Raw genomic sequence first — 24,811 nt, 5'->3', positions numbered from 1 at the left:
CGACGGGTGGCACTGGTGTGTACTGGTGCGATGAGGACGATCTGGAAGGGCGCGCTCACCTTCGGCCTGGTCAATGTTCCGGTCAAGGTGTACTCGGCGACGGAGGATCATGACGTCCCGCTGCACCAGGTGCACGCCGCCGACGGGGGCAGGATCCGCTATCAGCGCACCTGCGAGGTGTGCGGCGAGACGGTGGCCTATGCGGACATCGATCGTGCCTACGTGGAGGAGGGGCAGACGGTCGTGCTCACCAAGGACGACCTCGCGGCCCTCCCTGCGGAGCGCAGTCGTGAGATCGACGTCGTGGAGTTCGTGCCGTCGGACCAGGTCGATCTGCTCACGCTCGACAAGGCCTACTACCTGGAGCCGGACTCGTCCTCTCCAAAGGCGTACGTCCTCTTGCGTCGCACGCTGGAGGAGACGGACCGTACCGCGATCGTCCGGTTCACCCTGCGGCAGAAGACGCGGTTGGCGGCGCTGCGCGTCCGCGGCGACGTGCTCGTGCTCCAGACCCTGCTCTGGGCCGACGAGGTGCGCGAGGCGGCGTTCCCTGCGCTCGACGAGCCGGTGCGGATCTCCGACAAGGAACTGGAGCTGTCGGCCAGCCTGGTCGAGAGCTTCTCCGGCGACTTCGATCCGACCGCGTACGTCGACGAGTATCAGGCGGAGCTCCGCACCCTCATCGACGCCAAGGTCGAGAAGGGCGAGGCGTTCGAGGTCGCCGACGCCTTCACCGAGGCCGAGTCCGGGGGCGGCGGCGAGGTCATCGACCTGATGGAGGCGCTTCGTGCCAGCGTCGAACGCTCGCGGGCCGCCAGGGCCGAGGGGGAGCAGGCGAAGGACGCGGGCTGAGCCGCGCCCCGCGCCCGCGGGGAGTCCTCTGCGTCGTGTCGGGGCGCTCAGCCCTCGATGACGGAGGTCAGCTCTCGATGGAGGTCAGCCCTCGACGGAGGGCGCGGTCGCCTTCGCGGCGGCCTCCTTCTTGGCCTTGCGCCGCTCGGACAGGTAGTGCCAAAGGGTGATCAGGGCCGTGCCGCCGACGGCGAGGAGCAGGATCACGTCGATGTACCGCGTCACGAGGTCGGCGACCCACGGGATGTAGGCGATCAGGTAGCCGACCATCGTGAGCCCGAAGCCCCACAGGAGCGCGCCGATCAGGTTGTACAGCGAGTACTTGCGCCAGGGCATATGCCCCACGCCTGCGGCGACCGGTGCGAAGGTGCGCACGATCGGGACGAAGCGCGCGAGGATCACGGTGAGACCGCCGAAGCGCTCGAAGAACGCGTTCGTCCGTTCGACGTTCTTCTTGCTGAAGAGCCCGGACTCCTTGCGTTCGAAGACCGCCGGCCCTCCCTTGTGGCCGATGAGATAGCCGACCTCGCCGCCGGCGAACGCCGCGAACGCGATCAGCAGGGTCACGACCCAGATGTTCAGCCCGAACACGTTGCTGGTGTGCGTGAGGAGCCCGGCGATGATCAGCAGGGTGTCTCCGGGCAGGAGGAAGCCGATGAGCAAGCCCGTCTCGGCGAAGACGATGAAGCAGACCACCAGCAGGGCCCAGGGGCCCGCGGCGGAGATGATCATCTGAGGGTCGAGCCAGGGGATGAGAGCGGCGTGATGCACGGGATTCCCGTCGGTATGGTGTCGGCGGTGGTCGGTGACGCCCGCGGTGAGGCGGACGGCGATCGAGGCGCGCTAGCGCCTGCTGTTCCATGCTCTGACCAGAAGAAAGCCGTGTCCTCGTTCGTCCCTGAGATCGCCGATCCCACACAGATCCTCCGGCGGCCAGCGCGCGGTGGAACCAGTGTAGCCGTGCGACTCTGTGATATCCGTGGGCCGGCACGACGAGATCCCTGGGTCGATGCGATGCGATGCGATCGGGGTCAGGCCTCTCGCGGCGGATTGTGCATGAACTCGATGCGGATGCCGTTGTCCTCCTCGACGAAGGAGGCGTAGTAGCGATCGCTGAAGCGCTCATAGATCTTCGGCTCCCGGACGACTGCCCATCCCGCTCCCACGGCGACGGCGTGCAGGCGGTCGACGTCCTCGCGCGAGTCGACGGCGAAGGCGAGGTGCTGCCAGCCGATGCGGCCGTGCACGTGCGGTCCGGGCTCCTCCTCGCGCGGGGCGAACAGGATGATCTCGGTCTCGTCGCCGTGATGCCAGGAGATGCCGTTCTCGGCCTCGGAGCCGAACTCGTAGCCGAGGGCCGTCAGCACGGGGTGGAACTGCGCGCGCCCCCGCTCGATGTCGCTGACGGTGATGCCGAGGTGGTCGACGAGTGCCATACGTCGAGTATGGCGCACCGAGACGCGGCGTCGCCTGTCGTGTGCGGAAGGTGGGACTTGAACCCACACGCCCGAAGGCACAGGAACCTAAATCCTGCGTGTCTGCCAGTTTCACCACTCCCGCGGGTGGATTCATTCTAGTGAGCGCGGTTGTCCGGCCGAACGTCGGGTCGACGGGTATGGCCTGTGGATAACTTCTGCGGCGGAGCGGCCGATCTTGTCAGGATGCTCCGGTGACCTCCTCCTCCGTCTCCGTCGCCGAGCGGATCCGTGCGCGTCTGCGTGCCGAGCGCCTCGATCCCGCCGCGGATCCGGACGGGGCTCGCCGGATCGCGCAGTTCGAGGTGCGCCGGCACAACGACGCGGCCCTGGCCAGGGGTGGGGCGACGATCGACGATGAGACGGGCACCGTTCGCGACATCCTCGCGGGGGTGAGCGGGTTCGGGGTCCTGGAACCGCTGCTGACGGACCCGGAGGTCGAGGAGATCTGGCTGAACGGCCCCGACCGCGTCTTCGTTGCGCGCGGCGGGCGTGCGGAGCGTGTCGCCATCCGGATCAGCGGTGCGGAGCTGCGCGACCTCGTCGAGCGGATGCTGCACAGCTCGGGACGACGGGTCGATCTCTCGCAGCCGTTCGTCGACGCCTCGCTTCCCGACGGCTCCCGCCTGCATGTCGCGATCGCCGATGTCGTCCGCGGATCCTGGGCAGTTAACATCCGGAAATTTCTGCCACGGTACCGCACGCTCGCCGCGCTCGTGACGCAGGGGATGATGCCGGAGTCCGTGGCCGCGCTCCTCACCCGCACGATGCGCGAGGGGGGCAGCGTGATCGTGTCCGGGCCGACGCACGCCGGGAAGACGACGCTCCTCGCCGCGCTGATCGGCGAGTGCGCGGATCAGCGCATCATCACGGTCGAGGAGACCTTCGAGCTCGGCGTCGAGGCCCCGGACCTGGTCGCGCTGCAGGGCAGGCAGGCGAGTCTGGAGGGCAAAGGGGAGATCACGCTGCGGCGCCTGGTGAAGGAGGCGCTCCGCATGCGTCCCGACCGCCTCGTCATCGGGGAGGTCAGGGATGCCGAGGCGCTCGATCTCGTCCTCGCCCTCAACACCGGCGTCCCGGGAGCGGCGACCGTCCATGCGAACTCCGCCGCCGACGCGCTCGAGAAGCTCACGATGCTCCCGCTGCTCGCGGGGCGGAACATCGACCGCGGCTTCATCGCCCCGGCGGTCGCCGCGGCCGTCGACCTCGTCGTCCACTGCCGGCGCGCGGCCGATGGGACGCGGAGCGTCGTCGAGGTCCTCCGCCCCGACGGAATCGCGTCCTCCGGGGCGCTCCGGACCGAGGAGCTGTACCGGGCGACCGGTGGCGAGGGGAGCGGTCGATGACGATCCTCCTCGGTGCGGTGCTCGCCGCCGGGTTCCTTCTCGTCGTCTCGCCATGGCTGTGGCCGCGGAACCCGCTTGCGAAGGGCGTGCCGAAGGCCGGGGTGGCTGCCCGTCTGCTGCGGGAGGCGGGGCTCGACGCGAACCCGCGTTCTCTCGTCGTGGGAACCGTCTCGGCGGGGGCCGTGGCGACGGCGGTCGTCTGGCTGTTGTCCGGTTCCGGCGCGCTCGCCGTTGTCGCCGGCGCGGCGGGCGCTGCCGCGCCGTTCGTCGCCCTGCGCGCACGCCGGAGACGGTTGATGCGCAGTCGCCGCGGCCTGTGGCCCGACGTCTGCGATCTGCTGGTGGCATCGATCAGGGTCGGGCTCTCCCTCCCGGACGCCGTCTCCGCGCTCGCCGAGTCCGCGCCCGCCGCGCTCCGTCCGGAGTTCGCCGGGTTCGTGCGCGACCTCCACGCCACCGGACGGTTCGATACGGCGGCGACCCGGCTGAAGGACGCCCTCGCGGATCCCGTCGGCGACCGCATCGTGGAGTCGCTCCGGATGGCGCGCGATGTGGGCGGGACGGAGCTGACGACCGTGCTGCGGGCGCTCTCCTCCTCGGTTCGCGCGGAGGCGGCGCTCCGGGCGGAGGTCGAGGCCAGGCAGTCCTGGATCCGCGGTGCCGCGGTCCTCGGCGCCATCGCTCCCTGGGTGATCCTGGGCCTTCTGCTGCTGCGGCCCGAGGGGGCGGAGGCCTACGGCACCCCGGAGGGTGCGATGGTCATCCTCGGCGGCGCCGCCGTGTCCTTCCTCGCCTTCCGCATCATGATCCGGATCGGGAGGCTTCCCGAGCCGCGGCGGTGGTTCCGATGAGCCCGATCTCGGCCCTGGCCGTCTCGGTCCTGCTCGGCGGTGCGCTCGCCGCAGGTGTGCTGATGGCGTTCTCGTCCTTCCCTCGGTGGCGGTCCTCCTCGCTCATCGTGCGGATCGCGCCGCATCTCCGCGACGTCGTGGACCTCCCCGAGGCGCGCAGCGGCCATCGGCCTGTCGGTGGTGGCCTGATGGCGGGCATTGCGGCGCGGCTCCCTCGGGCGCTCGGCGGTGGCGATGCGGCCATCGCCGTCCGTCTCGCCCAGGCGGGGGTGAGGAGCGTCCCCGCGTCATTCCGGATCCGCCAGCTCGGCTGGGCGCTCGGCGGCCTCGGGGCAGGAGCTGTCATCACCATCGTGCTCGCGCTGGCGGGACGCATGAGCCTTCCCGCGGTGCTGCTTCCCGTGCTCTGCGCCTGCGGAGCCGGGCTCGCCTGCGACGCCCTGCTGAAGATGCGTGCGCGTTCACGTGTCGCCCGCCTCGGCGAGGAGATGCCGACCGTGCTGGAGTTCCTCGCCCTCTCGCTCTCGGCGGGAGAGGGGCTTCCCGACGCGCTGCGTCGGGTGGCGTCGGTGGGATCCGGAGAGCTGAGCGGCGAGCTGCGAGACGTCCTCCTCGCCGTGGGCACGGGCTCCGGGCTCGCCGATGCACTGGGGGAGTGCGCGCGTCGTCTCCAGATCCCCGCGCTGTCCAGGGCCGTCGACCAGATCGTCGCGGCGCTGGAGCGCGGCGCCCCGCTCGCCTCGGTCCTCCAGGCCCAGGCCTCGGATGCGCGGGAGGAGACCAAGCGCGGTCTGATCGAGCGGGCCGGACGCAAGGAGATCTACATGCTGGTCCCTCTCGTCTTCCTCATCCTCCCGCTCAGCGTGATCTTCGCCGTCTTCCCCGGTGTGTTCGTGCTCCGTCTCGGCATCGGCTGACGCCGCTGCCGTCGTACCTCCATGAAAGGAAACCCGATGACCACGATCCCGTTCCAGAGCCGCCCCGGCTCCCGTGTCCCGAGCGGCGACCTGCCCTCGCTCACCGCGCGAGGTCTTCCCGACGCTCTGACGCTCCCGGATGACGACGAGCGGGGTGATGTTCCCGGGTGGGTGCTCATTACTTTGATGACGGCGGGGCTGGTGGTCCTGATCTGGGCGGTGGCCGGTCCCGCGCTCACGGCTCTCTTCGAGCAGGCGATCGCCAAGGTCGGCGGGCTCTGAGCATGGGCGGGCGGGTGCACCGCCTCCTCGACGAACGCGGCTCGGCCCCGGTGGAGTTCCTGCTCGTCGGCACATTGCTCACCGCCCTCACCCTGGCCGTCCTCCAGCTGGGATTCCTCGTGTACGTGCGGAACATCGTGCACGACGCGGCCGTCGAGGGTGCACACATCGCGGCCTTGGCCGACGCCGACCCCGAAGACGGGGTGGAGCGGACGCGCTCGGCGATCGCGCGGGCCGTCGGTCCCGACTTCGTGGAGGACGTGTCGGTCGTCGAGACCCTCTCGCTCGGCGTGCCCACGATGGAGATCCGCGTGCGGGCGACGCTTCCGGTGGTCGGGCTCGTCGGCGTCCCCTCCGGACTGGAGGTGAGCGGACGTGCGCCGAAGGAGTCTTTCGACGACTGAGGCCCGGATGCGCGGCCTGCTGCGTCTGGAGCCCGAGGATCGACGGCGTGATGAGCGGGGCTCGGCGGCGCTGGAGTTCATCGTCGTCGGCGTGATCCTGCTGGTGCCGTTGGCCGCCCTGGTCCTCACCCTCGGCGCTGTTCAGGACCGGCTGCTGGGCGCCGAGTCCGCGGCCAGGCACACGGCGCGCCTCGTCAGCACCGCCTCAGGGCCCGAGGAAGCGGAGAGGCGAGCGCGACAGGCGATCGAGACATCGATGGAGGAGTACGGGATGGATCCGGCCGAGACCGATCTCGTCGTCCGCTGCATCCCGACCGGTCTCGAATGCCCCGCGGCCGGCGCGACCGTGGTCGTGACGGTGTCGACCGGGGTCGAGCTGCCGTTCATCCCCGCCGTCCTTGGGCTCGACCGGATCGGCACGATCCCGGTGCAGGCCTCCGCCGCCTACCGGGTCCCGCGGGTCGGAGGCGGGGGATGACGGCGGGGCGCGTCGGTCGGGCGACCCCCGTTCTCCCGCCCCGATCGCGGGATCCGGAGGCGGGATCGACACTTCCGCTGATCCTCGGCTACGTGGTGCTCGCGCTCATGATCGTCGCCGTCTGCGTGTGCGCGACGGACCTGTACATCGCTCAGAAGAGGCTGGAGTCGGTCGCCGATGCGGCGGCGCTCGCCGGGGCTGACGGTTTCACCCTGGAGATCGAGGGGGAGGGGGTTCGCGCGGTCCTGGCCGATGCCGCCGTGGCAGAGCGGGCGGGATCCGTGGCGAATGTGCTGGACGACCGGGTCGTCCTGGTCGCGGCCGATTCGCCCGACGGCGTCTCAGCGCGCGTGACCGTCCGGATGGGCTGGTCTCCGCCGGTGCTGAGCTCCTTCGTGCCTGCCGCGGTCATGCTCGAAGCCACCGCCACCAGCCGCACCGCGCTCCGATGACGCTTTGTGCTTGCGCATTGGGCCTGCTCGCACTCGCCGCGGACGGCGCGATCCTCGGGGGCCCGTTCGCTCAGGCGTCGGGGCGGCGGGGGACGAACCGGGGGATCCAGCGGAGGAACCCGATCGCGCCGAGGAGGCCGATCGCGCCGATCGCCCCCGTCGCGATCGACAGCGTGCTCAGCGCGGCGATGCCGGAGAAGAGGAGCGGGGCCGCTGCCCCTCCGGCGTCGGTGAGCGTCCGCCAGGATCCGAGGAAGGCCGCGGGCTCGTTCTGCGGCGCGACGTCGGCGCCGAGCGTGAGCAGGATGCCGCTGGAGAGTCCGTTGCCGACGCCCAGGACCGCCGCGATCATCCCGAACCACAGCACGGCGGCGTCGCCGTCATGGGTGAAGGCCAGGACGAGGAATCCCGAGCCCATCAGGATCATCGCCGGGAGCGCCGCCCACAGTCGCCCGAAGCGGTCCATCACCTGGCCGCTCGCATAGAACAGCGCGAAGTCGATCGCACCGGACACCCCGACCACGAGGGCGATCGACGAGGCGTCCAGCCCGATCGAGACGCCCCAGAGCGGCAGCACCACCTGCCGCGCTGAGCGCACGGCGGAGAGGCTCGCTGCGGCGAGGCCCAGCCGGGAGAGCACGCCGCGGTTGCGCCACATGGTGCGGAAGACCCCGGCGCGCTCGATCGTCGGGATCGACCCGCTCACCGGCTCGCCGGAGTCCTCGACGGTCGGTGTGAGGCGCGAGGCGGAGGTCGCCGCGGCCGCCTCGGGATCGGGACCGAGGAGCACCAGCAGGATCAGGGCGACGAGACAGACCGCGAAGAACCACAGCGTGGACAGGGGCGTGCCGAAGAGGGCGAGCAGGGCCGCGGCGATGAAGGGGCCGATGAACATCCCGAGACGGAACGATCCGCCCAGGAAGGACAGCGCCCTCGCACGGAAGGCGAGGGGGACACGTGTCGTCATGAACGCGTGCCGGGCGAGGCCGAAAGCCGCCGCGGACATGCCGATCACGAACACCGCAGCGGTGAACAGGGCCAGGCTCGGCGCCAGCGCGCTCGCGACCACCCCGAGCATCGAAACGATGCCGGCGACCACCATCGTGACCCGCTCGCCCGCCCGGGCGACCAGCCAGCCCGCTGGGATGTTGCCGCACAGCTGGCCCACGACCAGCGCGGAGGCGATCAGTGCCGCCGCCGCGAGATCCGCGCCGCGGCTCGCCGCGATCACGGGGATGAGGGGGAGCACCGCGCCCTCGCCCACCGAGAACAGGAGCGTCGGCAGGTAGACCATCGGTCCGAAGCGCCAGAGCACGGAGGCGGCGCGGTCGGTCATGCCCCTCACGCTACCGCCGGAGTGCCGGGTCGAGCCGAGGCGCAGGGGCGTTGTGCGCGCGTGGCCACGAGTCCTGCGGTGCGGGACAGCCCACGCCGATCCGCCCGCACGAGGATCGCCGGTCCGGATGCATGGGGATCCCCCGGATGGCGGGACGGAGAGGCGTGATCGGCCCGGCATCCGGGGAATCCCCATGCAGGCGGGCAGGGTGCAAGCGGGCAGGCGGGCAGGGTGCAGGCGGGCAGAGCATAGGCGGGGAGGGCGCAGGCGGGTGGGATCCGGGCGGGCGAAGCCGGCGGATGCGGAGAACGGGGCGCCGCGCGATAGTCTGAGGTGCCATGCTCGAACTCGATCTCTCCGCCGACATCCACTCCCTCCGGCAGACGTTCGGCGACATCCGTGAGGTCGTCGACGTCGATTCGGTGCGCGCGGACATCGCCCGCCTCAGTGAACAAGCCGGCGCCCCCGACCTCTGGGACGACACCGACAACGCACAGAAGGTGACCAGCGCGCTCAGCAGGCGTCAGGCGGAGCTCGCCAGGATCGAGGGGGTCGGGCGTCGGCTCGACGACCTCGAGGTGCTCATCGAGCTCGCCAACGAGATGGAGGACGAGGACTCGGCGGCAGAGGCCCGTACCGAGCTCGCCGCCCTCACCGACGTCATCAACCAGCTCGAGGTGCAGACGCTGCTGGACGGCGAGTACGACGAGCGGGCCGCGATCATCACGATCCGCTCTGGCGCTGGAGGCGACGACGCCACCGACTTCGCCGAGATGCTGCTGCGCATGTACCTGCGCTGGGCCGAGCAGCACAAGTACCCCGTCAAGGTCCTGGACACCTCCTTCGCCGAGGGCGCGGGGATCAAGTCCGCGACGTTCGAGGTCGACACCCCCTATGCGTTCGGCACGCTCTCGGTCGAGGCGGGCACGCATCGTCTCGCCAGGATCAGCCCCTTCGGCTCCGCCGACAAGCGCCAGACCTCCTTCGCGGCGGTCGAGGTCATCCCGCTGATGGAGGAGGCCACCGAGGTCGACATCCCCGAGGGCGATGTCCGCGTCGACGTCTTCCGCTCCTCGGGCCCCGGCGGCCAGTCGGTGAACACCACGGACTCGGCGGTGCGACTGACACACCTCCCGACCGGCATCGTCGTGTCGATGCAGAACGAGAAGTCCCAGATCCAGAACCGGGCCGCCGCCATGCGCGTGCTCCAGACCCGCCTGCTCCTCCTGCAGAAGGAGGAGGAGGCGGCGAAGAAGAAGGAGCTCGCCGGGACGATCACCGCGAGCTGGGGCGACCAGATGCGCTCCTACTTCCTCTACGGGCAGCAGCTGGTGAAGGACCTGCGGACCGGTCACGAGTCGGGCAACCCCGCATCGGTGTTCGACGGCGACCTGGACGGATTCATCTCCGCGGGCATCCGTTGGCGCAAGCGCAAGGACGAGGACTGACCCCGACGGACCGGGTCGGCGCCGGATCCGTCGTGCGGACGGATCGGTCGTGCGGGGTGTCGTGCCGGGGCACGCGGCGGGCCCCGCTTAGGCTCGTTAGGCCATGATCCGTTTCGAGAACGTCACCAAGCGCTACCGCGGGACCAAGCGCCCCGCGCTCAGCGGCGTCGACTTCGAAGTGCAGCGGGGTGAGTTCGTCTTCCTCGTCGGGGCCTCCGGATCCGGGAAGTCCTCCTGCCTGCAGCTCATCCTCCGTGAAGAGACGCCCTCGTCGGGTCGCGTCGCCGTGCTCGGCCGCGACCTGCGCACCATCGCCAACCGCAAGGTCCCGTACTTCCGTCGCAACATCGGCTCGGTGTTCCAGGACTTCCGGCTGCTGCCGTCGAAGACCGTGTTCCAGAACGTCGCCTTCACCCTCCAGGTGACCGGCTCCTCCCGCGGATTCGTCCAGCAGGCCGTTCCCGAGGCTCTCGCACTCGTCGGCCTCGCCGGCAAGGAGAAGCGGCTGCCGCACGAGCTCTCCGGCGGTGAGCAGCAGCGCGTCGCGATCGCCCGTGCGATCGTGAACCGTCCGCAGATCGTCCTCGCGGACGAGCCGACGGGAAACCTCGACCCCGCGACGTCGGTGGACATCATGCAGCTGCTCGCGCGCATCAACGCGGGCGGCACGACGGTCCTCATGGCCACGCACGAGGCGGCGTTCGTCGATCAGATGCAGCGCCGCGTGATCGAGCTCCGCGACGGCGAGATGGTGCGCGACGAGGTCGGCGGCGGCTACGGCGACCGCTCCAACGTCCCGCTCCTGGAGCCCGAGGCCGTCAAGGGCGCCGCCGCGACGGCTGCGCTCACCGCGGTCCTGGAGGTCCAGCGGCAGACCGCCGCCGTGAACGAGACGGCTCCCGCAGCCCCCGTACAGGCGTCCCCGGCGCAGGCAGCGCCCGCGCAGACAGCTCCGGTCGCCGGTGCGGCTCCGGCCGGGCCCGAGCACCCGCGCACGCACCCCATCACACTCCCGTCCGTGGACGTCGCCGAGCTCGGCGTGGCCGATCGGCTCGGGCTCGATACCGGCAACGACGAGGAAGTGGGTCCGACGTCATGAGGCTCGGACTCATCCTCTCCGAGGCGTTCACCGGCCTTCGCCGCAACGCCTCGATGGTCATCTCGGTGGTGCTCGTCACCTTCGTGTCGCTGACGTTCGTCGGTGCGGCGATCCTCATGCAGTCCCAGATAGGCACGATGCGGGCCTACTGGGAGGACCGCGCCCAGATCGCCGTCTACATGTGCTCGGCGGCCTCGACCACCGAGGGCTGTGTCGACGGGGTCGCCACTCCGGAGCAGATCGACGCCGTCAAGGCGGAGCTGGAGAGCTCGACGCTCGCCCCGCTCATCGCCGACATGCGCTTCGAGACGCGTGAGGAGACCTACCAGAAGACCCTCGACCTCGTCGGGAGCGACTACGCAGGCGTGCTCAGCGTCGACCAGATGAGCGACGTGTTCTGGGTCAACCTGAAGGATCAGACGCAGTCGTCCGTAATCACCGAGGCGTTCCAGGGCGTCAAGGGCGTGGAAGAGGTGAAGGATCAGCTCGAGTACCTGGATCCGCTCTTCACCACGCTCACGGTCGCGACCTACATCGCCGTCGGCATCGCGGGGCTGATGCTGATCGCCGCGGTCCTGCTGATCGCCACGACCATCCGGTTGTCCGCCTATGCGAGACGCCGCGAGATCGGCATCATGCGACTCGTCGGCGCGTCGAACAGGTTCATCCAGACTCCGTTCGTCCTGGAGGGGGTCTTCGCCGCGGTGATCGGCTCGCTGCTGGCGAGCGCCGCGGTGGTGCTCGGCGTGCGGTTCGGCGTGCAGGACTACCTGTCCACGAGGGTGTCGTTCATCACATCGTGGATCACCGTGAACGATGCGCTGCTGGTCGTTCCGGTGCTCATCGGGATCGGTGTGATCCTCGCCGCGCTGTCGGCGGGGTTCGCGATCCGTCGCTGGCTGCGCGCCTGATCGGGCGAGGGCGCTTCGTGTCCGCTGGCCCTGTCCACTGGCTCTGAGGGCACAGGCTCTCCCCACTGGCTCTGAGGGCGCCGGCCCCGCCCGCACCGGCTCGTGCGCGCGGAGACGGCAGTGTCTTTGCTAGACTGACAGGCTGCCCCGACGCCGTTCGCGCTGAGGCAGGCGAGAAGCCGGCATTTCAGACACAGGAGAGATCATGCCCAGGGAACGCGGGGAGAAGGTCGTCGCGACCAACCGACGCGCCCGTCACGACTACAACCTCGAGAAGTCCTACGAGGCGGGGCTCGTCCTCACGGGGACCGAGGTGAAGTCTCTGCGCCAGGGGCGTGCGAACCTCAGTGACGGCTATGCCTTCATCAAGGGCGGCGAGGCCTTCCTGGACTCCGTGCACATCCCGGAGTACTCCCAGGGACATTGGACCAACCATTCGGCGAAGCGCGTGCGCAAGCTGCTCCTGCACAGGGAGGAGATCGCGAGGCTGGAGCATGCGGTCTCCGCCGGCGGCTACACCCTCGTCCCCCTGCGGCTCTACTTCTCGGACGGCCGTGCGAAGGTCGAGATCGCGCTCGCCAAGGGCAAGCGCGAGTATGACAAGCGCCAGACCCTGCGCGAGCGCCAGGACACGCGCGAGGCCGAGCGCGCCATGCGCCTGCGCAACCGCGTCGGCGAGTAGCAGGACGAGGGACGCTCAGCGTCCCGGATCCGGGACGAAGCCGAAGACCCGCCCGAGGAAGCCGAGCTCGGTCTTGGCCGCGTCGATGATGGTCTCCGCCTGACGGAACCCGTGATCCTCCCCGGGGTACAGCACGTACTCGTGCGGGATGCCGCGGGCGGCCAGCGCGTCGCGGATCGACTCGGACTGCGACGGCGGCACGACCGCGTCGTCGGCGCCCTGCAGGATGAGGACCGGAACGTCGATCCGATCCGAGTGCGTCAGCGGGGAGCGTTCGAGGTAGATCTCCTCGGCGGCGGGCAGCGGTCCGATCAGACCGTCCAGATAGTGCTTCTCGAAGTCGTGAGTGTCCGCGGCGAGCATCCGCGCGTCGGCGACGCCGTAGCGATCGATCCCGGCGGCGAAGACGCCGCCCCGCACGAGCGCTCCGAGGACCGTCCACCCTCCCGCCGACCCGCCGCGGATCGCGAGTCGTGCAGGGTCCGCGAGGCCGGCGTCCGCGAGGCCGCGGGCGGCGGCCAGCACATCGTCCACGTCCACGACGCCCCACTGGCCGTCGAGTCGCTCGCGGTAGGCCCGGCCGTAGCCGGTCGAGCCGCCGTAATTGACCTCCAGCACCCCGATCCCGCGACTGGTCAGGTAGGCGATCCACAGCGCGACCGCACCCGAGACATGAGCCGTCGGGCCGCCGTGCACGGAGATGACGTACGGCGGGAGCTCGTCGGCCGGCGCCGTCGTCTCCGGGTTCGCGGGCGGATGGTCGAAGGCGTGCACGGGACCGTGGGGGCCGGGGAACGTCAGAGGGCGCGCCGGGGGGAACCAGGCGGCATCGACCGCGTCTCCGCCGCGCACGGCCTCCACGGTGCCGCCGTCGACGTCCACGAGCCAGATGCCGGGGGTGACGCGGGTGCCGTGGCCGGAGATCAGCGCATGCACGCCCTCCCCGTCGACGCGGACGTCCTCGATGCTGAGCTCCGCATCCATCGGGATCGGCAGGGGCCGCGCGTCCCCGTCCCGACCGATCACGACCAGCTCGTCGGACCCGTTCGTACGGACCGCCAGGATCCGGTCGTCGGGGAGGGGCCGGTACCACCGCTGGCCCAGGACCCAGAGCCCGCCGCCCGTGTCGGCGTCGGCGGGAGAGACGGGGGAGGGGTCCGCGGTGATCCTGAGCCCGTCGACGCCCACCCTCAGAAGGTTCCAGCGCCCGCTCGGATCGTCGGCGAAGAGCAGCTCGTCCTCGCCCGTCCACTCCGGCTGGAGCGCCGCGCGCGTCGGGACGGCCACGGAGGCTGACCCGTCCACGGCGCTGATCCGCAGCAGCGCGGACTCCCACGGCATCCGGGTGCCGCCCCACTCGACGAACGCGATCCTGGTGCCGTCGGGGGAGAGCGCAGGGTGTGCCCAGAACGACTCGCCGCGGACGACCCAGCGCAGGGCCGCGTCGTCCTCCGCGGCGGATCCGTCCAGCGGGACCTCCACGAGCGCGCGCTCGTGCGGTTCCGGACGCAGATCCTCCCGCACGGCGAACAGGCGTCCCTGCTGGAGCGAGAGGCCGCCGTAGCGCGCGCCCGGCACGGTCAGCGGGACGGGCATGTCCGCATCGGGATCCAGCCGATGGATCCGCTGGTCCTCCGCGTCGACGAAGAGGAGCGTGCCGTCCGTAGACGCGGTCCAGGAGCCGCCGCCGTACTCGTGCGCGCGGGACCGTGCGCTCCAGGGCGAGGGGAGCACGTCGGCGGTCTCTCCGTCGGCGCTCCGGCGCCGGACGCCCATCCGCCCGCGCTCGGCCGGGACGGACTCGCCCCACCACGTCTCGCGGCCCACGAAGCGCGCGCCGTCGAGGCGGGCACCGGACGAGGCGAGCTCGGATGCGGACAGGGGCGAGGGCCAGGAACCGTAGGGTGCGGTCATGATCCGAGCCTAACGATGCCGTCCGACACACGGCGTCACACAAGTGTGCGGGCATGGCCGCCGCTGCCTACCGTGTGGGAGGGCAGCCGATCCGGATGTCCTCCTCGGGCCGAGTCCGGCATCGATCCGGGAGCAGTCCGCGCGCCGGATGGCCGATCGGTCCCCGATCGCCGGGTCAAGGAGAGCGCATGTCCTTCGAGTCGCCGCGCAGCGCGCCGTCGGAGGGATCCTGTCCGGCTCCGGCCGTGCCGTTCTCCTTCGAGCTCTACCCCCCGAGGACCGTGTCCTCCTCGGAGGCGCTGCGCGACACCGTCCTCCGCCTCGCCCAGGCGGGCCCCCGCTTCATCTCGGTGACCTACGGTGCAGGGGGCTCCACCGGCGGACGCTCGCTGGAGATCCTCCGCTTCATCCGCGAGAACACCGATGTCGAGCCCCTCGCGCACCTCACCTGCGTGGGCAACACCTACGCCGGCGCCACCCGCCTCATCCGCGAGTTCCTCGACGCCGGGATCCTCAGCTTCCTCGCGCTCCGTGGGGATCCGCCGATCGATGAGAGCGAGCCCTTCCTGGGCGATCTGGAGAGCGCCGCCCAGCTCGTACAGCTGATCGACCGGGTCCAGGCGGCGCGCGCCCCCTATGAGGAGGAGCCGGTCCCCGGCCTGCCCGGCGCCGTCCGCGTCTCGCCGCGGCGCAGGGTCAGCATCGCGGTCGCGGCATTCCCGAAGGGGCATCCGCGTTCGGCGCACCGGACGCAGGACGTCGAGGCCCTCGTCGCCAAGCAGGCGGCCGGCGCCACGCTCGCGATCACGCAGCTCTTCTTCCACGCCGACGACTACCTCGCGTTCGTCGAGCGGGCGCGCGCGGCGGGCGTCACCATCCCGATCCTCCCCGGGATCATGCCGATCACCTCCTCCGCCCGGCTGAACCGCGTCCTGGAGCTCACCGGCGAGGACCTGCCGAGCGAGCTGGCCATCGCGCTCCAGGTGGAGCCGACGGCCGAGGGCCGCACCGGGATCGGGATCGAGTGGGCGGCCAGGCTCGCCCGCGAGGTCGTCGCCGGCGGCGCCCCCGGCGTGCACCTGTACGCCTTCAACCAGCACACCACCGTGCTCCGCGTGCTCGAGGACGCGGGCATCTTGCACGCCGTCCCGACGCGCTGAGCGCGACAGGACACGAACCCCACCCACAGAGAAGAGGACCGACATGACCGCATTCCCCGAGGGAACGATCCTCGGCTACCCGCGCATCGGGCGCCGTCGCGAGCTCAAGAAGGCCGTCGAGGCGTACTGGGCCGGCCGGATCGCCGAGGGCGAGCTCGAGGCGGTGGCCGCAGGGTTGCGGTCGGCGACGCGCGAGCGTCTCGCCGAGCGCGGTCTCGGGCGCGCCGACTCCTCGATCCCCGAGTCGTTCTCCTACTACGACCAGGTCCTCGACGCCGCGGTGGCCGTCGGCGCGATCCCGGAGCGCTTCGCGGATCTGCGGGACGCGGACGGGTCGATCGGTCTGTCCGCGTACTTCACCATCGCCCGCGGCGAGGGGGAGCGCGCGCCGCTGGAGATGACGAAGTGGTTCGACACGAACTACCACTACCTCGTGCCCGAGATCGGACCGGGGACCGCCTTCTCGCTCTCCAGCGACCGCATCGTCCGCGAGGTCGCGGAGGCGGCGGAGGCCGGCTACGTCACCCGACCGGTGCTCGTGGGCCCGGTCACGCTGCTCGCGCTGTCGAAGGCGCAGGACGAGGCCCCCGAGGGGTTCGACCCGCTCTCCCGTCTGGATGACCTGCTCCCGGTGTACGCCGAACTGCTCGCCCGCCTGAAGGCGGCGGGCGCGGAATGGGTCCAGCTGGACGAGCCCGCGCTCGTGAGCGAGTCCCTGCCCGCCTCGCCCGCCGTGCTCGGCGAGGCCGCCGCCCGCGCCTACGCGGTCCTCGGCGGAGCCGCGGACCGTCCGGCGATCTTCGTCGCCGCACCGTACGCCTCGCTCGACGCGAACCTCGCGGTGCTCGCCGCAGCGCCCGTCGAGGCGATCGGGCTCGACCTCGTCCGCGGCACGGTGCCGACCCAGAGCGTGCCGGGGCTGTCCGGGAAGACGCTCGTCGGCGGCGTGGTGGACGGGCACAACATCTGGCGGGGCGACCTCGCCGCCGGCTTCGGCGCGCTGGAGCGGCTGCGGGCGCTCGGCGCCTCCGTCGCCGCCGCCACCTCGACGTCGCTGCTGCACGTGCCGCACGACGTGGAGGACGAGACGAGGCTCGATGCGCGCCTGGTCTCCTGGCTGGCGTTCGCCGACCAGAAGGTCGCGCAGGTGGTCGCCCTCGCCCGAGGGCTCCGCGAGGGGCGCGCGGCGATCGCTGCGGATCTCGACGCCGCGTCCGCCGCCCTCGCCGACCGCCTCGGCGCGCCGGGCGTCCGGGACGGCGCCGTGCGCGCCCGCGCGGCTGCGCTGGTCGAGGGCGACTTCGCCCGCGACGCCTACGAGATTCGTGTGGCCGCGCAGGAGGCGCTCGGCCTGCCGGCGCTGCCGCTGACGACGATCGGCTCCTTCCCGCAGACCGGCGAGATCCGCCGGGCGCGCGCACGGTTCGGCCGCGGTGAGATCACGGCGGAGGACTACGAGGGCTTTCTCCGCGACGAGATCGGCCGTGTCGTCACGCTCCAGGAGGACTTGGGGCTGGACGTGCTGGTGCACGGCGAGCCCGAGCGCAACGACATGGTGCAGTACTTCGCGGAGCACCTCGACGGCTTCGATGTCACGGAGAACGGGTGGGTGCAGTCCTACGGCTCCCGGGCGACGCGTCCGTCGATCCTGTGGGGCGATGTGTCCAGGCCTGCACCGATCACGGTCGCCTGGTCCGCCTTCGCGCAGTCCCTCACGGTCAAGCCGGTCAAGGGCATGCTCACGGGTCCCGTCACGATCCTGGCGTGGTCGTTCGTCCGCGACGACCAGCCGCTGGGGGAGACGGCGAACCAGGTCGCGCTCGCGCTCCGCGACGAGATCGCCGACCTCGAGGCCGCGGGCATCGCCGTCATCCAGGTGGACGAGCCGGCGCTGCGCGAGCTGCTGCCGCTGAAGAAGGCCGCCCAGCCCGCCTACCTGGACTGGTCGGTGGACTCCTTCCGGCTGGCGACGGCCGGCGCGGCCCCGGCCACGCAGATCCACACGCACCTCTGCTACTCGGAGTTCGGCGTCGTGATCGACGCGATCCGGGCGCTCGACGCGGACGTGACCTCGATCGAGGCGGCCCGCAGCCGCATGGAGGTCGTCTCGGACGTCGCATCGGCCGGCTTCGACCACGGCATCGGCCCCGGCGTGTACGACATCCACTCGCCGCGCGTCCCGAGCGTCGACGAGATCGAGTCCCTGCTCCGCCGGGCGGTGGAGGAGATCCCGATCCGTCAGCTCTGGGTGAACCCCGACTGCGGGCTGAAGACCCGGGGATACGAGGAGACGAACGCATCGCTGCGCAACATCGTCGAGGCGACGCACCGGGTGCGGGCGGGTGTGACCGCGGCGGTCTGAGCGGGCCCTCACAGAAGAGCGGGCCCCGCCGGACAGGATCCGGCGGGGCCCGCTCTTCGATGAGGCGTCAGACCGAGCGCAGCACGGCGACGACCTTGCCGAGGACGACGGCCTCGTCGCCGAGGATCGGCTCGAAGGCCGAGTTGCGCGGCAGCAGCCAGGTGTGCCCGTCGCGCCGGCGGAAGGTCTTGACGGTCGCCTCACCGTCGAGCATCGCGGCAACGATCTCGCCGTTGTCGGCGGTGTTCTGCGCGCGGACGACGACCCAGTCCCCATCGCAGATCGCGGCGTCGATCATGGACTCGCCCGAGACCTTGAGCATGAAGAGGTCGCCCTTGCCGACGAGCTGACGGGGGAGGGGGAAGATCTCCTCGACCTGCTGCTCGGCGGTGATGGGGACGCCGGCGGCGATCCGTCCGACGAGCGGGACGAGCGCCGCATCGCCGACGGACGGCGCGAGATCGGCCGGATTCTCCCCTGCGGTGCCCGGAAGGTCGATGAGGACCTCCATGGCGCGCGTCTTGCCGGGGTCGCGGCGGAGGTAGCCGCTGAGCTCCAGCTGGCCGAGCTGGTGCGTGACGCTGGAGAGGGACTTGAGGCCGACGGCGTCGCCGATCTCGCGCATGCTCGGCGGATAGCCGTTCCGGGCGATCGCCGTCTGGATGACCTCGAGGATCGCCATCTGCTTCGGGCTGAGGCTCTTGCGCCGCCGGGTGCGGGCGGCCTCCTGGCCGGACGTCGCGCCATCGCTCATGGCTTCTCCTCCGTCAGTTCCGCCGGTGCGGATTCGAATGTCGGTGGCCCGTGGTGGGCTGTCTATATCGAAACCGTATCCGAAGATCGTGTAGAAAAGGAAGATCTGTTCGAGCGTGTCCTCGGATCCGGGGGCGGATCGTCGAAGAACGCTTGACAGATGTTCGAACTCGAAGATATCTTCGGAACGTAGGTTCGCATCCCGGTCCCTCACCGGATCGCAGGATGCGAACCTACGCCAGACGTCCGAAGGAGCAGACGACATGAGCAGCATCACCATCACCCCCGTGGTTCCCACCTCGATTGCGCGCCAGCGGCGTGCGGTGACCGCTGCCCGTGGCCCGCAGAAGGGTGCGGAACCCACGAGCACCCGTCTCCGCATCACCGCACGGGGACGACGCGTCCTGGCGGCCTTCGCCGCGCTTCCGATCGCCGGGGCCATCGCTTTCGCGGTCCTGAGCGGCGGGTCGGCGCTCGCCTCGGGGTCGCAGACGACCGGTGGCGCCTTCGAGACGGTCACGGTCATGCCCGGCGACACGCTGTGGTCGATCGCCGCCGAGGTGGCGCCGGACGCCGATCCCCGCGACGTCGTGTCGGCCATCGCCCGGCTGAACCTCATCGAGCGCGGCTCCCTGGACATCGGACAGCAGATCTCGATCCCCGCGGAGTACGCATCGGCGAAGTGACCTCGCCCGTCAGCGAGGCAAGGCAACCGGCGCTGTAAGACGCCCCAGCGCCCACGGCTATGGGTTCCGCGTCCTAGCATGGCAGGGTGACTGCATCCCTCGATGACCTCCCGTTGCGCGACGATCTCCGCGGACTCCGCCCCTACGGCGCGCCTCAAGCGCCGCTCCCCATCGCGCTGAACGTGAACGAGAACACGCATCCTGTGCCGGACGCGGTCGCCAGCGACATCCTCGATGACATCGCCGTGGCGCTGCAGCAGGTCAATCGCTATCCGGACCGGGAGTTCACCACGCTGCGCGAGGGTTTCGCGGGCTACCTGGGACACGGGCTGGGCGCCGAGAACATCTGGGCCGGGAACGGCTCCAACGAGGTCCTCCAGCACATCCTCCAGGCCTTCGCCGGTCCTGGGCGGACCGTCTTCGGCTTCGCCCCCACGTACTCGATGTATCCGTTGCTCGCCCAAGGCACGGGCGCGCGCTGGGAAGCCGGGACCAGGCAGCCGGACTACACGATCTCCGTGGCGGACGCCGTCGCGCAGATCGCTGCGGCCGACCCGGACGTCGTGCTGCTGTGCGCGCCCAACAATCCCACCGGGACTCCGCTCGGCCTCGACCTGATCGAGGCCGTCTACGAGACGGCGCGCGGCATCGTCGTCGTCGACGAGGCGTATCAGGAGTTCGCGCCGAAGGACGCGCCGTCGGCCCTCACGCTGCTCCCCGGCCGGCCGCGGCTGGCGGTCTCGCGCACGATGAGCAAGGCCTTCGCCTTCGCCGGAGCCCGTGTGGGCTACCTCGCGGCCGACCCCGCCTTCATCGACGCGCTCCGCCTGGTCCGGCTCCCGTACCACCTGAGCGCGCTCACGCAGGCGGCCGCGGTCGCAGCGCTGCGGAACGCCCCGACGATGCTCGCGATGGTCGATGAGATCGTCGAGCAGCGGGATCGGATCTCCGCGACGCTCGAGGCGATCGGCTACGTGCCGCACGACTCATGGACGAACTTCGTGCTCTTCGGCGGCGTCGCCGATCCCGCCGCGACCTGGACGGCGCTCTACGACCGCGGGGTGCTCATCCGTGACGTCGGGATCCCCGGCCACCTGCGGGTCACGGCCGGGACGGAGGCGGAGACGACCGCGTTCCTGGACGCCCTCGCCTCGGTAGGATCGGCATCATGACCGCCCGCACCGCCACCCGGACCCGCTCGACCTCGGAGTCGACGGTCGAGCTCGAGCTGAACCTGGACGGCACGGGCCGGAGCAGGATCGACACCTCCGTGCCGTTCTTCGACCACCTGCTCACCGCCTTCGCCAAGCACTCGCTGACCGATCTGACGGTCCGGGCCTCCGGCGACACCGACATCGACGCGCACCACACGGTGGAGGACGTGTCGATCGTCCTCGGCCAGGCGATCCGCGACGCGCTCGGCGACAAGGCGGGCATCTCCCGCTACGGCGATGCGCTGGTGCCGCTGGACGAGGCGTTGGCGCAGGCGGTCGTCGACATCTCCGGCCGCCCCTACCTCGTGCACGACGGTGAGCCGGACGGATTCCCGCTGCACCTGATCGGCGGCCATTTCACCGGCTCCCTGGTGCGGCACGCCTTCGAGGCGATCTCGTTCAACGCCGGCCTGACCGTGCACGTGCGGGTGCTCGGCGGACGTGACCCGCATCACATCGCCGAGGCCGAGTTCAAGGCCTTCGCGCGGGCATTCCGGCAGGCTAAGGCCCTGGACCCGCTCGTCGAGGGCGTCCCGTCCACGAAGGGCGCGCTGTGACGCGTCCTCGGGTCGTGGTCTTCGACTACGGATCCGGCAACGTCCACTCCGCGGTCAAGGCGCTGGTGAAGGCGGGCGCCGACGCGGAGCTCACCGGAGACAGGACGGCGGCCCTGGAGGCCGACGGTCTGCTCGTTCCCGGCGTCGGCGCGTTCGCGGCGGTCCGCGCGGCGCTCTCCGCGCAGCGGGGGGACGAGATCATCGAAAGGCGGCTGGCCGGCGGGCGGCCGGTGCTGGGGATCTGCGTGGGCATGCAGGTGATGTTCGAGCGGGGCGTGGAGCGCGGTGCCGACGTCGAGGGACTGGGGGAGTGGCCGGGTGTCGTCCGCGAGCTCGACGCCCCGATCCTCCCGCACATGGGGTGGAACACGGTCGAGCCCGACGAGGGGAGCGTGCTCTTCCGCGGCATCGAGGAGGAGCGCTTCTACTTCGTGCACTCCTATGCCGCGCAGTCGTGGGAGCTCGACGTCGTCCCGCCCTTCCCACAGCCGAGCCTGACCTGGAGCACCTACGGCAGCCGATTCCTCGCGGCCGTCGAGAACGGGCCGCTGGCGGCCACCCAGTTCCACCCCGAGAAGTCCGGAGACGCCGGGATCCGGCTCCTCCGGAACTGGATCGGGTCCCTCTAAGGGGAGACCCGCCTCGGTGGGTCCGTTCCCTCGCTCATCCCCGTTTTGAACGGCACCCCGCGGCCGACTAGTGTCTGTTCTCGTGCCGTCCTGGATCGCGGGGGCACCGATGGTCGGCGACAGAAGGACGACATGAACGACTTCGCACAGGCTCCCTCCCTGATCCTGCTCCCGGCGGTGGACGTCGCAGGCGGCCAGGCCGTCCGGCTCACCCAGGGCGAGGCGGGCTCGGAGACGAGCTACGGCGACCCGATCGACGCGGCGGCAGAGTGGGCCGAGCAGGGCGCGGAGTGGATCCACCTCGTGGACCTCGACGCCGCCTTCGGGCGCGGCAACAACACCGCCATCCTGCGCAAGGTCATCAAGCGCTTCCCGCACGTCAGCATCGAGCTGTCCGGCGGCATCCGCGACGACGCGACGCTGGAGGCGGCGCTGGAGAGCGGCGCCTCGCGCATCAATCTCGGCACCGCCGCCCTGGAGAACCCGGAATGGGCCGCGGACGTCATCGCCCGCTACGGCGAGGCCATCGCGGTTGGGCTGGACGTGCGGGGGACCACGCTCGCGGCCCGCGGATGGACCAAGGAGGGCGGGGACCTCTGGACGGTGCTCGACCGCCTGGAGGACGCCGGCTGCAGCCGCTACGTCGTCACCGACGTCACCAAGGACGGCACGCTGCGCGGGCCCAACCTCGACCTGCTCCGCGAGGTGGCCTCCCGCACGCCGAAGCCGGTCGTGGCATCGGGCGGCATCGCCGACCTCGACGACATCGCCGCGCTCCGCGAACTGGTCCCGCTCGGGGTCGAGGGAGCGATCGTCGGCAAGGCGCTCTACGCCGGAGCGTTCACCCTGGCCGAGGCGCTGGATGTCGCAGGGGACTGACGCCTGCGACCACGGCACCTCCGACGATCGCGTCGGGGATTCCGCCGGCGTCCCGTGGGAGGGGCGCAGCTTCGAGTCCAATCCGCACGCCGCCGATGACGGCTCCGCGGACCCCGCTCTGCTGGACGCCCTGCTGCGCTTCCGCGCGGGCACCGGCGGCCAGGCCGACGTTGTGGACGCCTTCCGCGCCGCCCGCGTGCTGATCCCCCTGGTGGCGGAGCGGGGCGAGGAGGGGGTCGCGCCCGGCGGACTTGTCGTGGACAAGACCCAGGAGCTGTCGATCGTCACGGTCGCCGCCCCCGACGGCCGCCGCGTCCAGCCCGTCTTCTCCTCCGTCCAGGCGATGTCGGCGTGGGATCGCACCGCGCGTCCGATCCCGGTGCCGGCCGTGCGCGCCGCCCTCGCCGCCTCGGCCGAGGACACCGACCTGATCGTGCTGGACCCGGGGTCCCCGACCGAGTTCATCCTGCGCCGTCCCGCGGTGTGGGCGGTCGCGCAGGGGCAGCCGTGGGAGCCGAGCTTCCTCTCGCCGGAGGTCTACGAGGGGCTCCAGCGGAGCGTCGCGTCCGAGCTGGCGGTGATCGACGTCGCCGTGGCACCAGGGGATCCGGAGGCGCGGCTGCGCGGACCGGAGCTCGTCGTCGTCCTGGAGCTCGTCGATGGGCTGGACCGGACGCAGCTCGATGCGGTCCTTGCCCGTCTCGCCCAGCGCTGGGCTGCCGATGACCGCATCGCGGTGCTCGTGGACTCGCTCAGGATCGAGCTGCGCCGGAGCGCCTGAGGGCGCGCGCCCGCGTCAGGTGACCGGACCGGTCCACTTCTCGCCGGGGCCCTGGCCGATCGGGTCCTCGATCACGGAGGCCTCGCGGAAGGCGAGCTGGAGGGAGCGCAGCCCGTCGCGCAGCGAGCGCGCGTGCATGTCGCTGATCTCCGGTGCGCCGGCGGTGATGAGCCCGGCGAGGGAGTTGATGAGCTTGCGCGCCTCGTCGAGGTCGATCTGGTTCTCCGGATCGTCCGCGAGGCCGACCTTCACCGCCGCCGCGCTCATGAGGTGCACGGCCGTGGTCGTGATCACCTCGACCGCGGGGACATGGGCGATGTCGCGGGTCGCGGCGCTGGCGGCCTCCTCCTGCCTCTCCCAGTGCTCGTGGCGGTCGTCGGTCGAGGCATCCGGTTCCGGAATCGTCACTTCATCGCGCTTTCTGGTAGACTTCTGCGGGCTCCGGAGCGTTGTGCTCCGGAACGAAAGAGGACTCGATCCCACCCGCGCTTGCCGTTCAAGGCTACCGGGTTCTGCACTCCGCCGGCCGCGTGCCGGTAGCCAGGGTGCGACGCCGGTTTCTGTGAACACCGGCGGGTGGGGAAGACTCCGAATTCGCCCGGGAGGCCGACAGCGTCCCGGTGGCCGAAACCCACAGCTAAGGAGTTCCGCATCAGCGATCCCCGCACCAATGAGCGCATCCGCGTTCCCGAGGTCCGCCTCGTGGGACCGGCGGGTGAGCAGATCGGCGTCGTCCGTATCGAGGCGGCGCTGCGTCTCGCGCAGGAAGCCGACCTCGACCTCGTCGAGGTGGCACCGAACTCGAAGCCCCCCGTGGTCAAGATCATGGACTACGGGAAGTTCAAGTACGAGGCTGCGCAGAAGGCGAAGGAAGCGCGTCGCAATCAGGCCAACACGGTCCTGAAGGAGGTGCGCTTCCGTCTGAAGATCGAGGCGCACGACTACATCACCAAGCTCAAGCGGGCCGAGGGCTTCCTCAAGGCCGGCGACAAGGTCAAGGCGATGATCCTGTTCCGCGGTCGTGAGCAGTCCCGTCCCGAACAGGGCGTTCGTCTGCTCCGGAAGTTCGCCGAGGACGTCGCCGAGCTCGGCACGGTCGAGTCGAACCCGACCATCGACGGTCGCAACATGGTCATGGTCGTGGCTCCGCTCAAGAACAAGTCCGAGGCGAAGGCCGAGCAGAACGCTCAGCGCGCCGCGAACAAGCAGGCCGCCCGCGACGCGCGGACGGGCGAGCCGGCACCCGCCGAGGCCGCGGAGTGATCCGCACCGGCCCGAGCGTCACGAAGACTCCCGCATTGCGCGGGTAACCCCCGTCGTCCCCCAGGGGGCGCCATACGAAG

The 24,811-nt window shown here is 70.9% G+C and carries 27 protein-coding genes and 1 tRNA gene; 21 read left to right on the top strand and 7 right to left on the bottom strand.

The genetic code is table 11. From position 1 onward, the window contains the following. The first annotated feature begins 30 nt into the window (after window positions 1-30). A complete protein-coding gene (gene ku, locus J2Y69_RS00235) occupies window positions 31-852 on the top strand; it encodes a non-homologous end joining protein Ku (RefSeq protein WP_310016469.1) in 822 nt (273 codons plus the stop codon). Window positions 853-936: 84 nt separating this feature from the next. On the opposite strand, the gene J2Y69_RS00230 is transcribed toward ku, so the two are convergent. The 3 genes from J2Y69_RS00230 to J2Y69_RS00220 form a co-directional block, all read right to left on the bottom strand. Further along, window positions 937-1,584 carry a DedA family protein gene (locus J2Y69_RS00230; RefSeq protein WP_396653016.1) on the bottom strand — a complete coding sequence of 216 codons (648 nt, stop codon included), beginning with the start codon at window positions 1,582-1,584 and terminating at the stop codon, window positions 937-939. Between the two features lie 299 nt (window positions 1,585-1,883). After that, window positions 1,884-2,288, bottom strand: a complete 405-nt coding sequence (locus tag J2Y69_RS00225) for a VOC family protein (protein ID WP_310016467.1) — start codon at window positions 2,286-2,288, stop codon at window positions 1,884-1,886. Window positions 2,289-2,330: 42 nt separating this feature from the next. Further along, a tRNA-Leu gene (locus tag J2Y69_RS00220) sits at window positions 2,331-2,412 on the bottom strand. A 109-nt stretch (window positions 2,413-2,521) separates the two neighbouring features. Here J2Y69_RS00220 and J2Y69_RS00215 point away from each other — a divergent pair. The 7 genes from J2Y69_RS00215 (at window position 2,522) to J2Y69_RS00185 (ending at window position 7,057) form a co-directional block, all read left to right on the top strand. Then, window positions 2,522-3,673 (top strand): CpaF family protein, encoded by a 1,152-nt coding sequence (locus tag J2Y69_RS00215; protein ID WP_310016466.1) that lies wholly within the window; start codon window positions 2,522-2,524, stop codon window positions 3,671-3,673. Then, on the top strand, window positions 3,670-4,524 hold the full coding sequence (locus J2Y69_RS00210; RefSeq protein ID WP_310016465.1) for a type II secretion system F family protein: 855 nt from the start codon (window positions 3,670-3,672) through the stop codon (window positions 4,522-4,524). The genes J2Y69_RS00215 and J2Y69_RS00210 overlap by 4 nt, the downstream gene beginning before the upstream one ends. After that, the gene (locus J2Y69_RS00205) at window positions 4,521-5,441 is read left to right on the top strand and encodes a type II secretion system F family protein (RefSeq protein WP_310016464.1); all 921 of its coding nucleotides are present in this window, start codon (window positions 4,521-4,523) and stop codon (window positions 5,439-5,441) included. The genes J2Y69_RS00210 and J2Y69_RS00205 overlap by 4 nt, the downstream gene beginning before the upstream one ends. Window positions 5,442-5,531: 90 nt before the next feature. After that, window positions 5,532-5,723 (top strand): hypothetical protein, encoded by a 192-nt coding sequence (locus tag J2Y69_RS00200; protein WP_310017003.1) that lies wholly within the window; start codon window positions 5,532-5,534, stop codon window positions 5,721-5,723. A gap of 14 nt (window positions 5,724-5,737) precedes the next feature. Beyond that, window positions 5,738-6,127: a TadE/TadG family type IV pilus assembly protein gene (locus J2Y69_RS00195; protein ID WP_310016463.1), complete on the top strand. Its 390-nt coding sequence runs from the start codon at window positions 5,738-5,740 to the stop codon at window positions 6,125-6,127. A gap of 7 nt (window positions 6,128-6,134) precedes the next feature. Next, complete coding sequence (locus tag J2Y69_RS00190; protein WP_310016462.1) at window positions 6,135-6,605, top strand: TadE family protein; 471 nt, start codon at window positions 6,135-6,137, stop codon at window positions 6,603-6,605. After that, window positions 6,602-7,057, top strand: coding sequence for a pilus assembly protein TadG-related protein (locus J2Y69_RS00185; protein ID WP_310016461.1), 456 nt, complete (start codon window positions 6,602-6,604; stop codon window positions 7,055-7,057). Before J2Y69_RS00190 ends, J2Y69_RS00185 begins: the two co-directional genes overlap by 4 nt. A gap of 70 nt (window positions 7,058-7,127) precedes the next feature. Here the strand turns inward: J2Y69_RS00185 and J2Y69_RS00180 are convergent, their stop codons facing one another. Continuing rightward, entirely contained in the window at window positions 7,128-8,393 is a 1,266-nt protein-coding gene (locus tag J2Y69_RS00180; protein WP_310016460.1) for an MFS transporter, read from the bottom strand. Between the two features lie 338 nt (window positions 8,394-8,731). Here J2Y69_RS00180 and prfB point away from each other — a divergent pair, with 338 nt between their 5' ends. From prfB to smpB, 4 genes are all read left to right on the top strand, one after another. After that, window positions 8,732-9,841: a peptide chain release factor 2 gene (prfB, locus tag J2Y69_RS00175; RefSeq protein ID WP_310016459.1), complete on the top strand. Its 1,110-nt coding sequence runs from the start codon at window positions 8,732-8,734 to the stop codon at window positions 9,839-9,841. Between the two features lie 103 nt (window positions 9,842-9,944). Next, entirely contained in the window at window positions 9,945-10,940 is a 996-nt protein-coding gene (ftsE, locus tag J2Y69_RS00170; RefSeq protein ID WP_310016458.1) for a cell division ATP-binding protein FtsE, read from the top strand. Continuing rightward, entirely contained in the window at window positions 10,937-11,851 is a 915-nt protein-coding gene (gene ftsX / locus J2Y69_RS00165; RefSeq protein WP_310016457.1) for a permease-like cell division protein FtsX, read from the top strand. The genes ftsE and ftsX overlap by 4 nt, the downstream gene beginning before the upstream one ends. A 205-nt stretch (window positions 11,852-12,056) precedes the next feature. Beyond that, on the top strand, window positions 12,057-12,533 hold the full coding sequence (gene smpB / locus J2Y69_RS00160) for an SsrA-binding protein SmpB (RefSeq protein WP_310016456.1): 477 nt from the start codon (window positions 12,057-12,059) through the stop codon (window positions 12,531-12,533). A gap of 15 nt (window positions 12,534-12,548) precedes the next feature. Here the strand turns inward: smpB and J2Y69_RS00155 are convergent, their stop codons facing one another. Further along, window positions 12,549-14,447 carry a dipeptidyl-peptidase 5 gene (locus tag J2Y69_RS00155; protein WP_310016455.1) on the bottom strand — a complete coding sequence of 633 codons (1,899 nt, stop codon included), beginning with the start codon at window positions 14,445-14,447 and terminating at the stop codon, window positions 12,549-12,551. A 188-nt stretch (window positions 14,448-14,635) separates the two neighbouring features. Between J2Y69_RS00155 and J2Y69_RS00150 the strand changes: the two genes are divergently transcribed. Further along, on the top strand, window positions 14,636-15,607 hold the full coding sequence (locus J2Y69_RS00150; RefSeq protein WP_310016454.1) for a methylenetetrahydrofolate reductase: 972 nt from the start codon (window positions 14,636-14,638) through the stop codon (window positions 15,605-15,607). 43 nt (window positions 15,608-15,650) lie between these two features. Next, a complete protein-coding gene (gene metE / locus J2Y69_RS00145) occupies window positions 15,651-17,969 on the top strand; it encodes a 5-methyltetrahydropteroyltriglutamate--homocysteine S-methyltransferase (RefSeq protein WP_310016453.1) in 2,319 nt (772 codons plus the stop codon). 67 nt (window positions 17,970-18,036) lie between these two features. On the opposite strand, the gene lexA is transcribed toward metE, so the two are convergent. Then, entirely contained in the window at window positions 18,037-18,723 is a 687-nt protein-coding gene (gene lexA, locus J2Y69_RS00140; RefSeq protein ID WP_310016451.1) for a transcriptional repressor LexA, read from the bottom strand. Window positions 18,724-18,985: 262 nt separating this feature from the next. Between lexA and J2Y69_RS00135 the strand changes: the two genes are divergently transcribed. The 6 genes from J2Y69_RS00135 (at window position 18,986) to J2Y69_RS00110 (ending at window position 23,468) form a co-directional block, all read left to right on the top strand. After that, entirely contained in the window at window positions 18,986-19,408 is a 423-nt protein-coding gene (locus tag J2Y69_RS00135) for a LysM peptidoglycan-binding domain-containing protein (protein WP_310016449.1), read from the top strand. Window positions 19,409-19,494: 86 nt separating this feature from the next. After that, the gene (locus tag J2Y69_RS00130) at window positions 19,495-20,580 is read left to right on the top strand and encodes a histidinol-phosphate transaminase (RefSeq protein WP_310016447.1); all 1,086 of its coding nucleotides are present in this window, start codon (window positions 19,495-19,497) and stop codon (window positions 20,578-20,580) included. Then, window positions 20,577-21,179 (top strand): imidazoleglycerol-phosphate dehydratase HisB, encoded by a 603-nt coding sequence (gene hisB, locus J2Y69_RS00125; protein ID WP_396653006.1) that lies wholly within the window; start codon window positions 20,577-20,579, stop codon window positions 21,177-21,179. Before J2Y69_RS00130 ends, hisB begins: the two co-directional genes overlap by 4 nt. After that, window positions 21,176-21,808, top strand: coding sequence for an imidazole glycerol phosphate synthase subunit HisH (gene hisH / locus J2Y69_RS00120; protein ID WP_310016445.1), 633 nt, complete (start codon window positions 21,176-21,178; stop codon window positions 21,806-21,808). Before hisB ends, hisH begins: the two co-directional genes overlap by 4 nt. A 132-nt stretch (window positions 21,809-21,940) precedes the next feature. Further along, window positions 21,941-22,687 carry a bifunctional 1-(5-phosphoribosyl)-5-((5-phosphoribosylamino)methylideneamino)imidazole-4-carboxamide isomerase/phosphoribosylanthranilate isomerase PriA gene (priA, locus tag J2Y69_RS00115; protein WP_310016444.1) on the top strand — a complete coding sequence of 249 codons (747 nt, stop codon included), beginning with the start codon at window positions 21,941-21,943 and terminating at the stop codon, window positions 22,685-22,687. Beyond that, on the top strand, window positions 22,671-23,468 hold the full coding sequence (locus tag J2Y69_RS00110; RefSeq protein ID WP_310016442.1) for an SseB family protein: 798 nt from the start codon (window positions 22,671-22,673) through the stop codon (window positions 23,466-23,468). The genes priA and J2Y69_RS00110 overlap by 17 nt, the downstream gene beginning before the upstream one ends. 15 nt (window positions 23,469-23,483) lie before the next feature. Here the strand turns inward: J2Y69_RS00110 and J2Y69_RS00105 are convergent, their stop codons facing one another. Beyond that, window positions 23,484-23,876: a DUF1844 domain-containing protein gene (locus tag J2Y69_RS00105; RefSeq protein ID WP_310016439.1), complete on the bottom strand. Its 393-nt coding sequence runs from the start codon at window positions 23,874-23,876 to the stop codon at window positions 23,484-23,486. Between the two features lie 243 nt (window positions 23,877-24,119). Here J2Y69_RS00105 and infC point away from each other — a divergent pair, with 243 nt between their 5' ends. Then, entirely contained in the window at window positions 24,120-24,731 is a 612-nt protein-coding gene (gene infC / locus J2Y69_RS00100; RefSeq protein ID WP_310016999.1) for a translation initiation factor IF-3, read from the top strand. Window positions 24,732-24,811 lie beyond the last annotated feature (80 nt).

It is taken from the genome of Microbacterium resistens (genome assembly GCF_031456305.1).
Taxonomy (GTDB): Bacteria; Actinomycetota; Actinomycetes; order Actinomycetales; family Microbacteriaceae; genus Microbacterium; species Microbacterium resistens_A.
This window is presented reverse-complemented; position numbering and strand designations above follow the sequence as displayed.

Excerpts from the sequence above, each read along its gene's own strand:
- priA (WP_310016444.1), top strand. The coding sequence starts at position 21,941 with ATGAACGACTTCGCACAGGCTCCCTCCCTGATCCTGCTCCCGGCGGTG.
- J2Y69_RS00190 (WP_310016462.1), top strand. The coding sequence starts at position 6,135 with ATGCGCGGCCTGCTGCGTCTGGAGCCCGAGGATCGACGGCGTGATGAG.
- ftsE (WP_310016458.1), top strand. The coding sequence starts at position 9,945 with ATGATCCGTTTCGAGAACGTCACCAAGCGCTACCGCGGGACCAAGCGC.
- J2Y69_RS00225 (WP_310016467.1), bottom strand. The coding sequence starts at position 2,288 with ATGGCACTCGTCGACCACCTCGGCATCACCGTCAGCGACATCGAGCGG.
- J2Y69_RS00180 (WP_310016460.1), bottom strand. The coding sequence starts at position 8,393 with ATGACCGACCGCGCCGCCTCCGTGCTCTGGCGCTTCGGACCGATGGTC.
- J2Y69_RS00230 (WP_396653016.1), bottom strand. The coding sequence starts at position 1,584 with ATGATCATCTCCGCCGCGGGCCCCTGGGCCCTGCTGGTGGTCTGCTTC.
- J2Y69_RS00110 (WP_310016442.1), top strand. The coding sequence starts at position 22,671 with ATGTCGCAGGGGACTGACGCCTGCGACCACGGCACCTCCGACGATCGC.
- prfB (WP_310016459.1), top strand. The coding sequence starts at position 8,732 with ATGCTCGAACTCGATCTCTCCGCCGACATCCACTCCCTCCGGCAGACG.
- smpB (WP_310016456.1), top strand. The coding sequence starts at position 12,057 with ATGCCCAGGGAACGCGGGGAGAAGGTCGTCGCGACCAACCGACGCGCC.
- metE (WP_310016453.1), top strand. The coding sequence starts at position 15,651 with ATGACCGCATTCCCCGAGGGAACGATCCTCGGCTACCCGCGCATCGGG.
- J2Y69_RS00135 (WP_310016449.1), top strand. The coding sequence starts at position 18,986 with ATGAGCAGCATCACCATCACCCCCGTGGTTCCCACCTCGATTGCGCGC.
- hisB (WP_396653006.1), top strand. The coding sequence starts at position 20,577 with ATGACCGCCCGCACCGCCACCCGGACCCGCTCGACCTCGGAGTCGACG.
- J2Y69_RS00155 (WP_310016455.1), bottom strand. The coding sequence starts at position 14,447 with ATGACCGCACCCTACGGTTCCTGGCCCTCGCCCCTGTCCGCATCCGAG.
- J2Y69_RS00205 (WP_310016464.1), top strand. The coding sequence starts at position 4,521 with ATGAGCCCGATCTCGGCCCTGGCCGTCTCGGTCCTGCTCGGCGGTGCG.
- J2Y69_RS00150 (WP_310016454.1), top strand. The coding sequence starts at position 14,636 with ATGTCCTTCGAGTCGCCGCGCAGCGCGCCGTCGGAGGGATCCTGTCCG.
- J2Y69_RS00210 (WP_310016465.1), top strand. The coding sequence starts at position 3,670 with ATGACGATCCTCCTCGGTGCGGTGCTCGCCGCCGGGTTCCTTCTCGTC.
- ku (WP_310016469.1), top strand. The coding sequence starts at position 31 with ATGAGGACGATCTGGAAGGGCGCGCTCACCTTCGGCCTGGTCAATGTT.
- ftsX (WP_310016457.1), top strand. The coding sequence starts at position 10,937 with ATGAGGCTCGGACTCATCCTCTCCGAGGCGTTCACCGGCCTTCGCCGC.
- lexA (WP_310016451.1), bottom strand. The coding sequence starts at position 18,723 with ATGAGCGATGGCGCGACGTCCGGCCAGGAGGCCGCCCGCACCCGGCGG.
- J2Y69_RS00185 (WP_310016461.1), top strand. The coding sequence starts at position 6,602 with ATGACGGCGGGGCGCGTCGGTCGGGCGACCCCCGTTCTCCCGCCCCGA.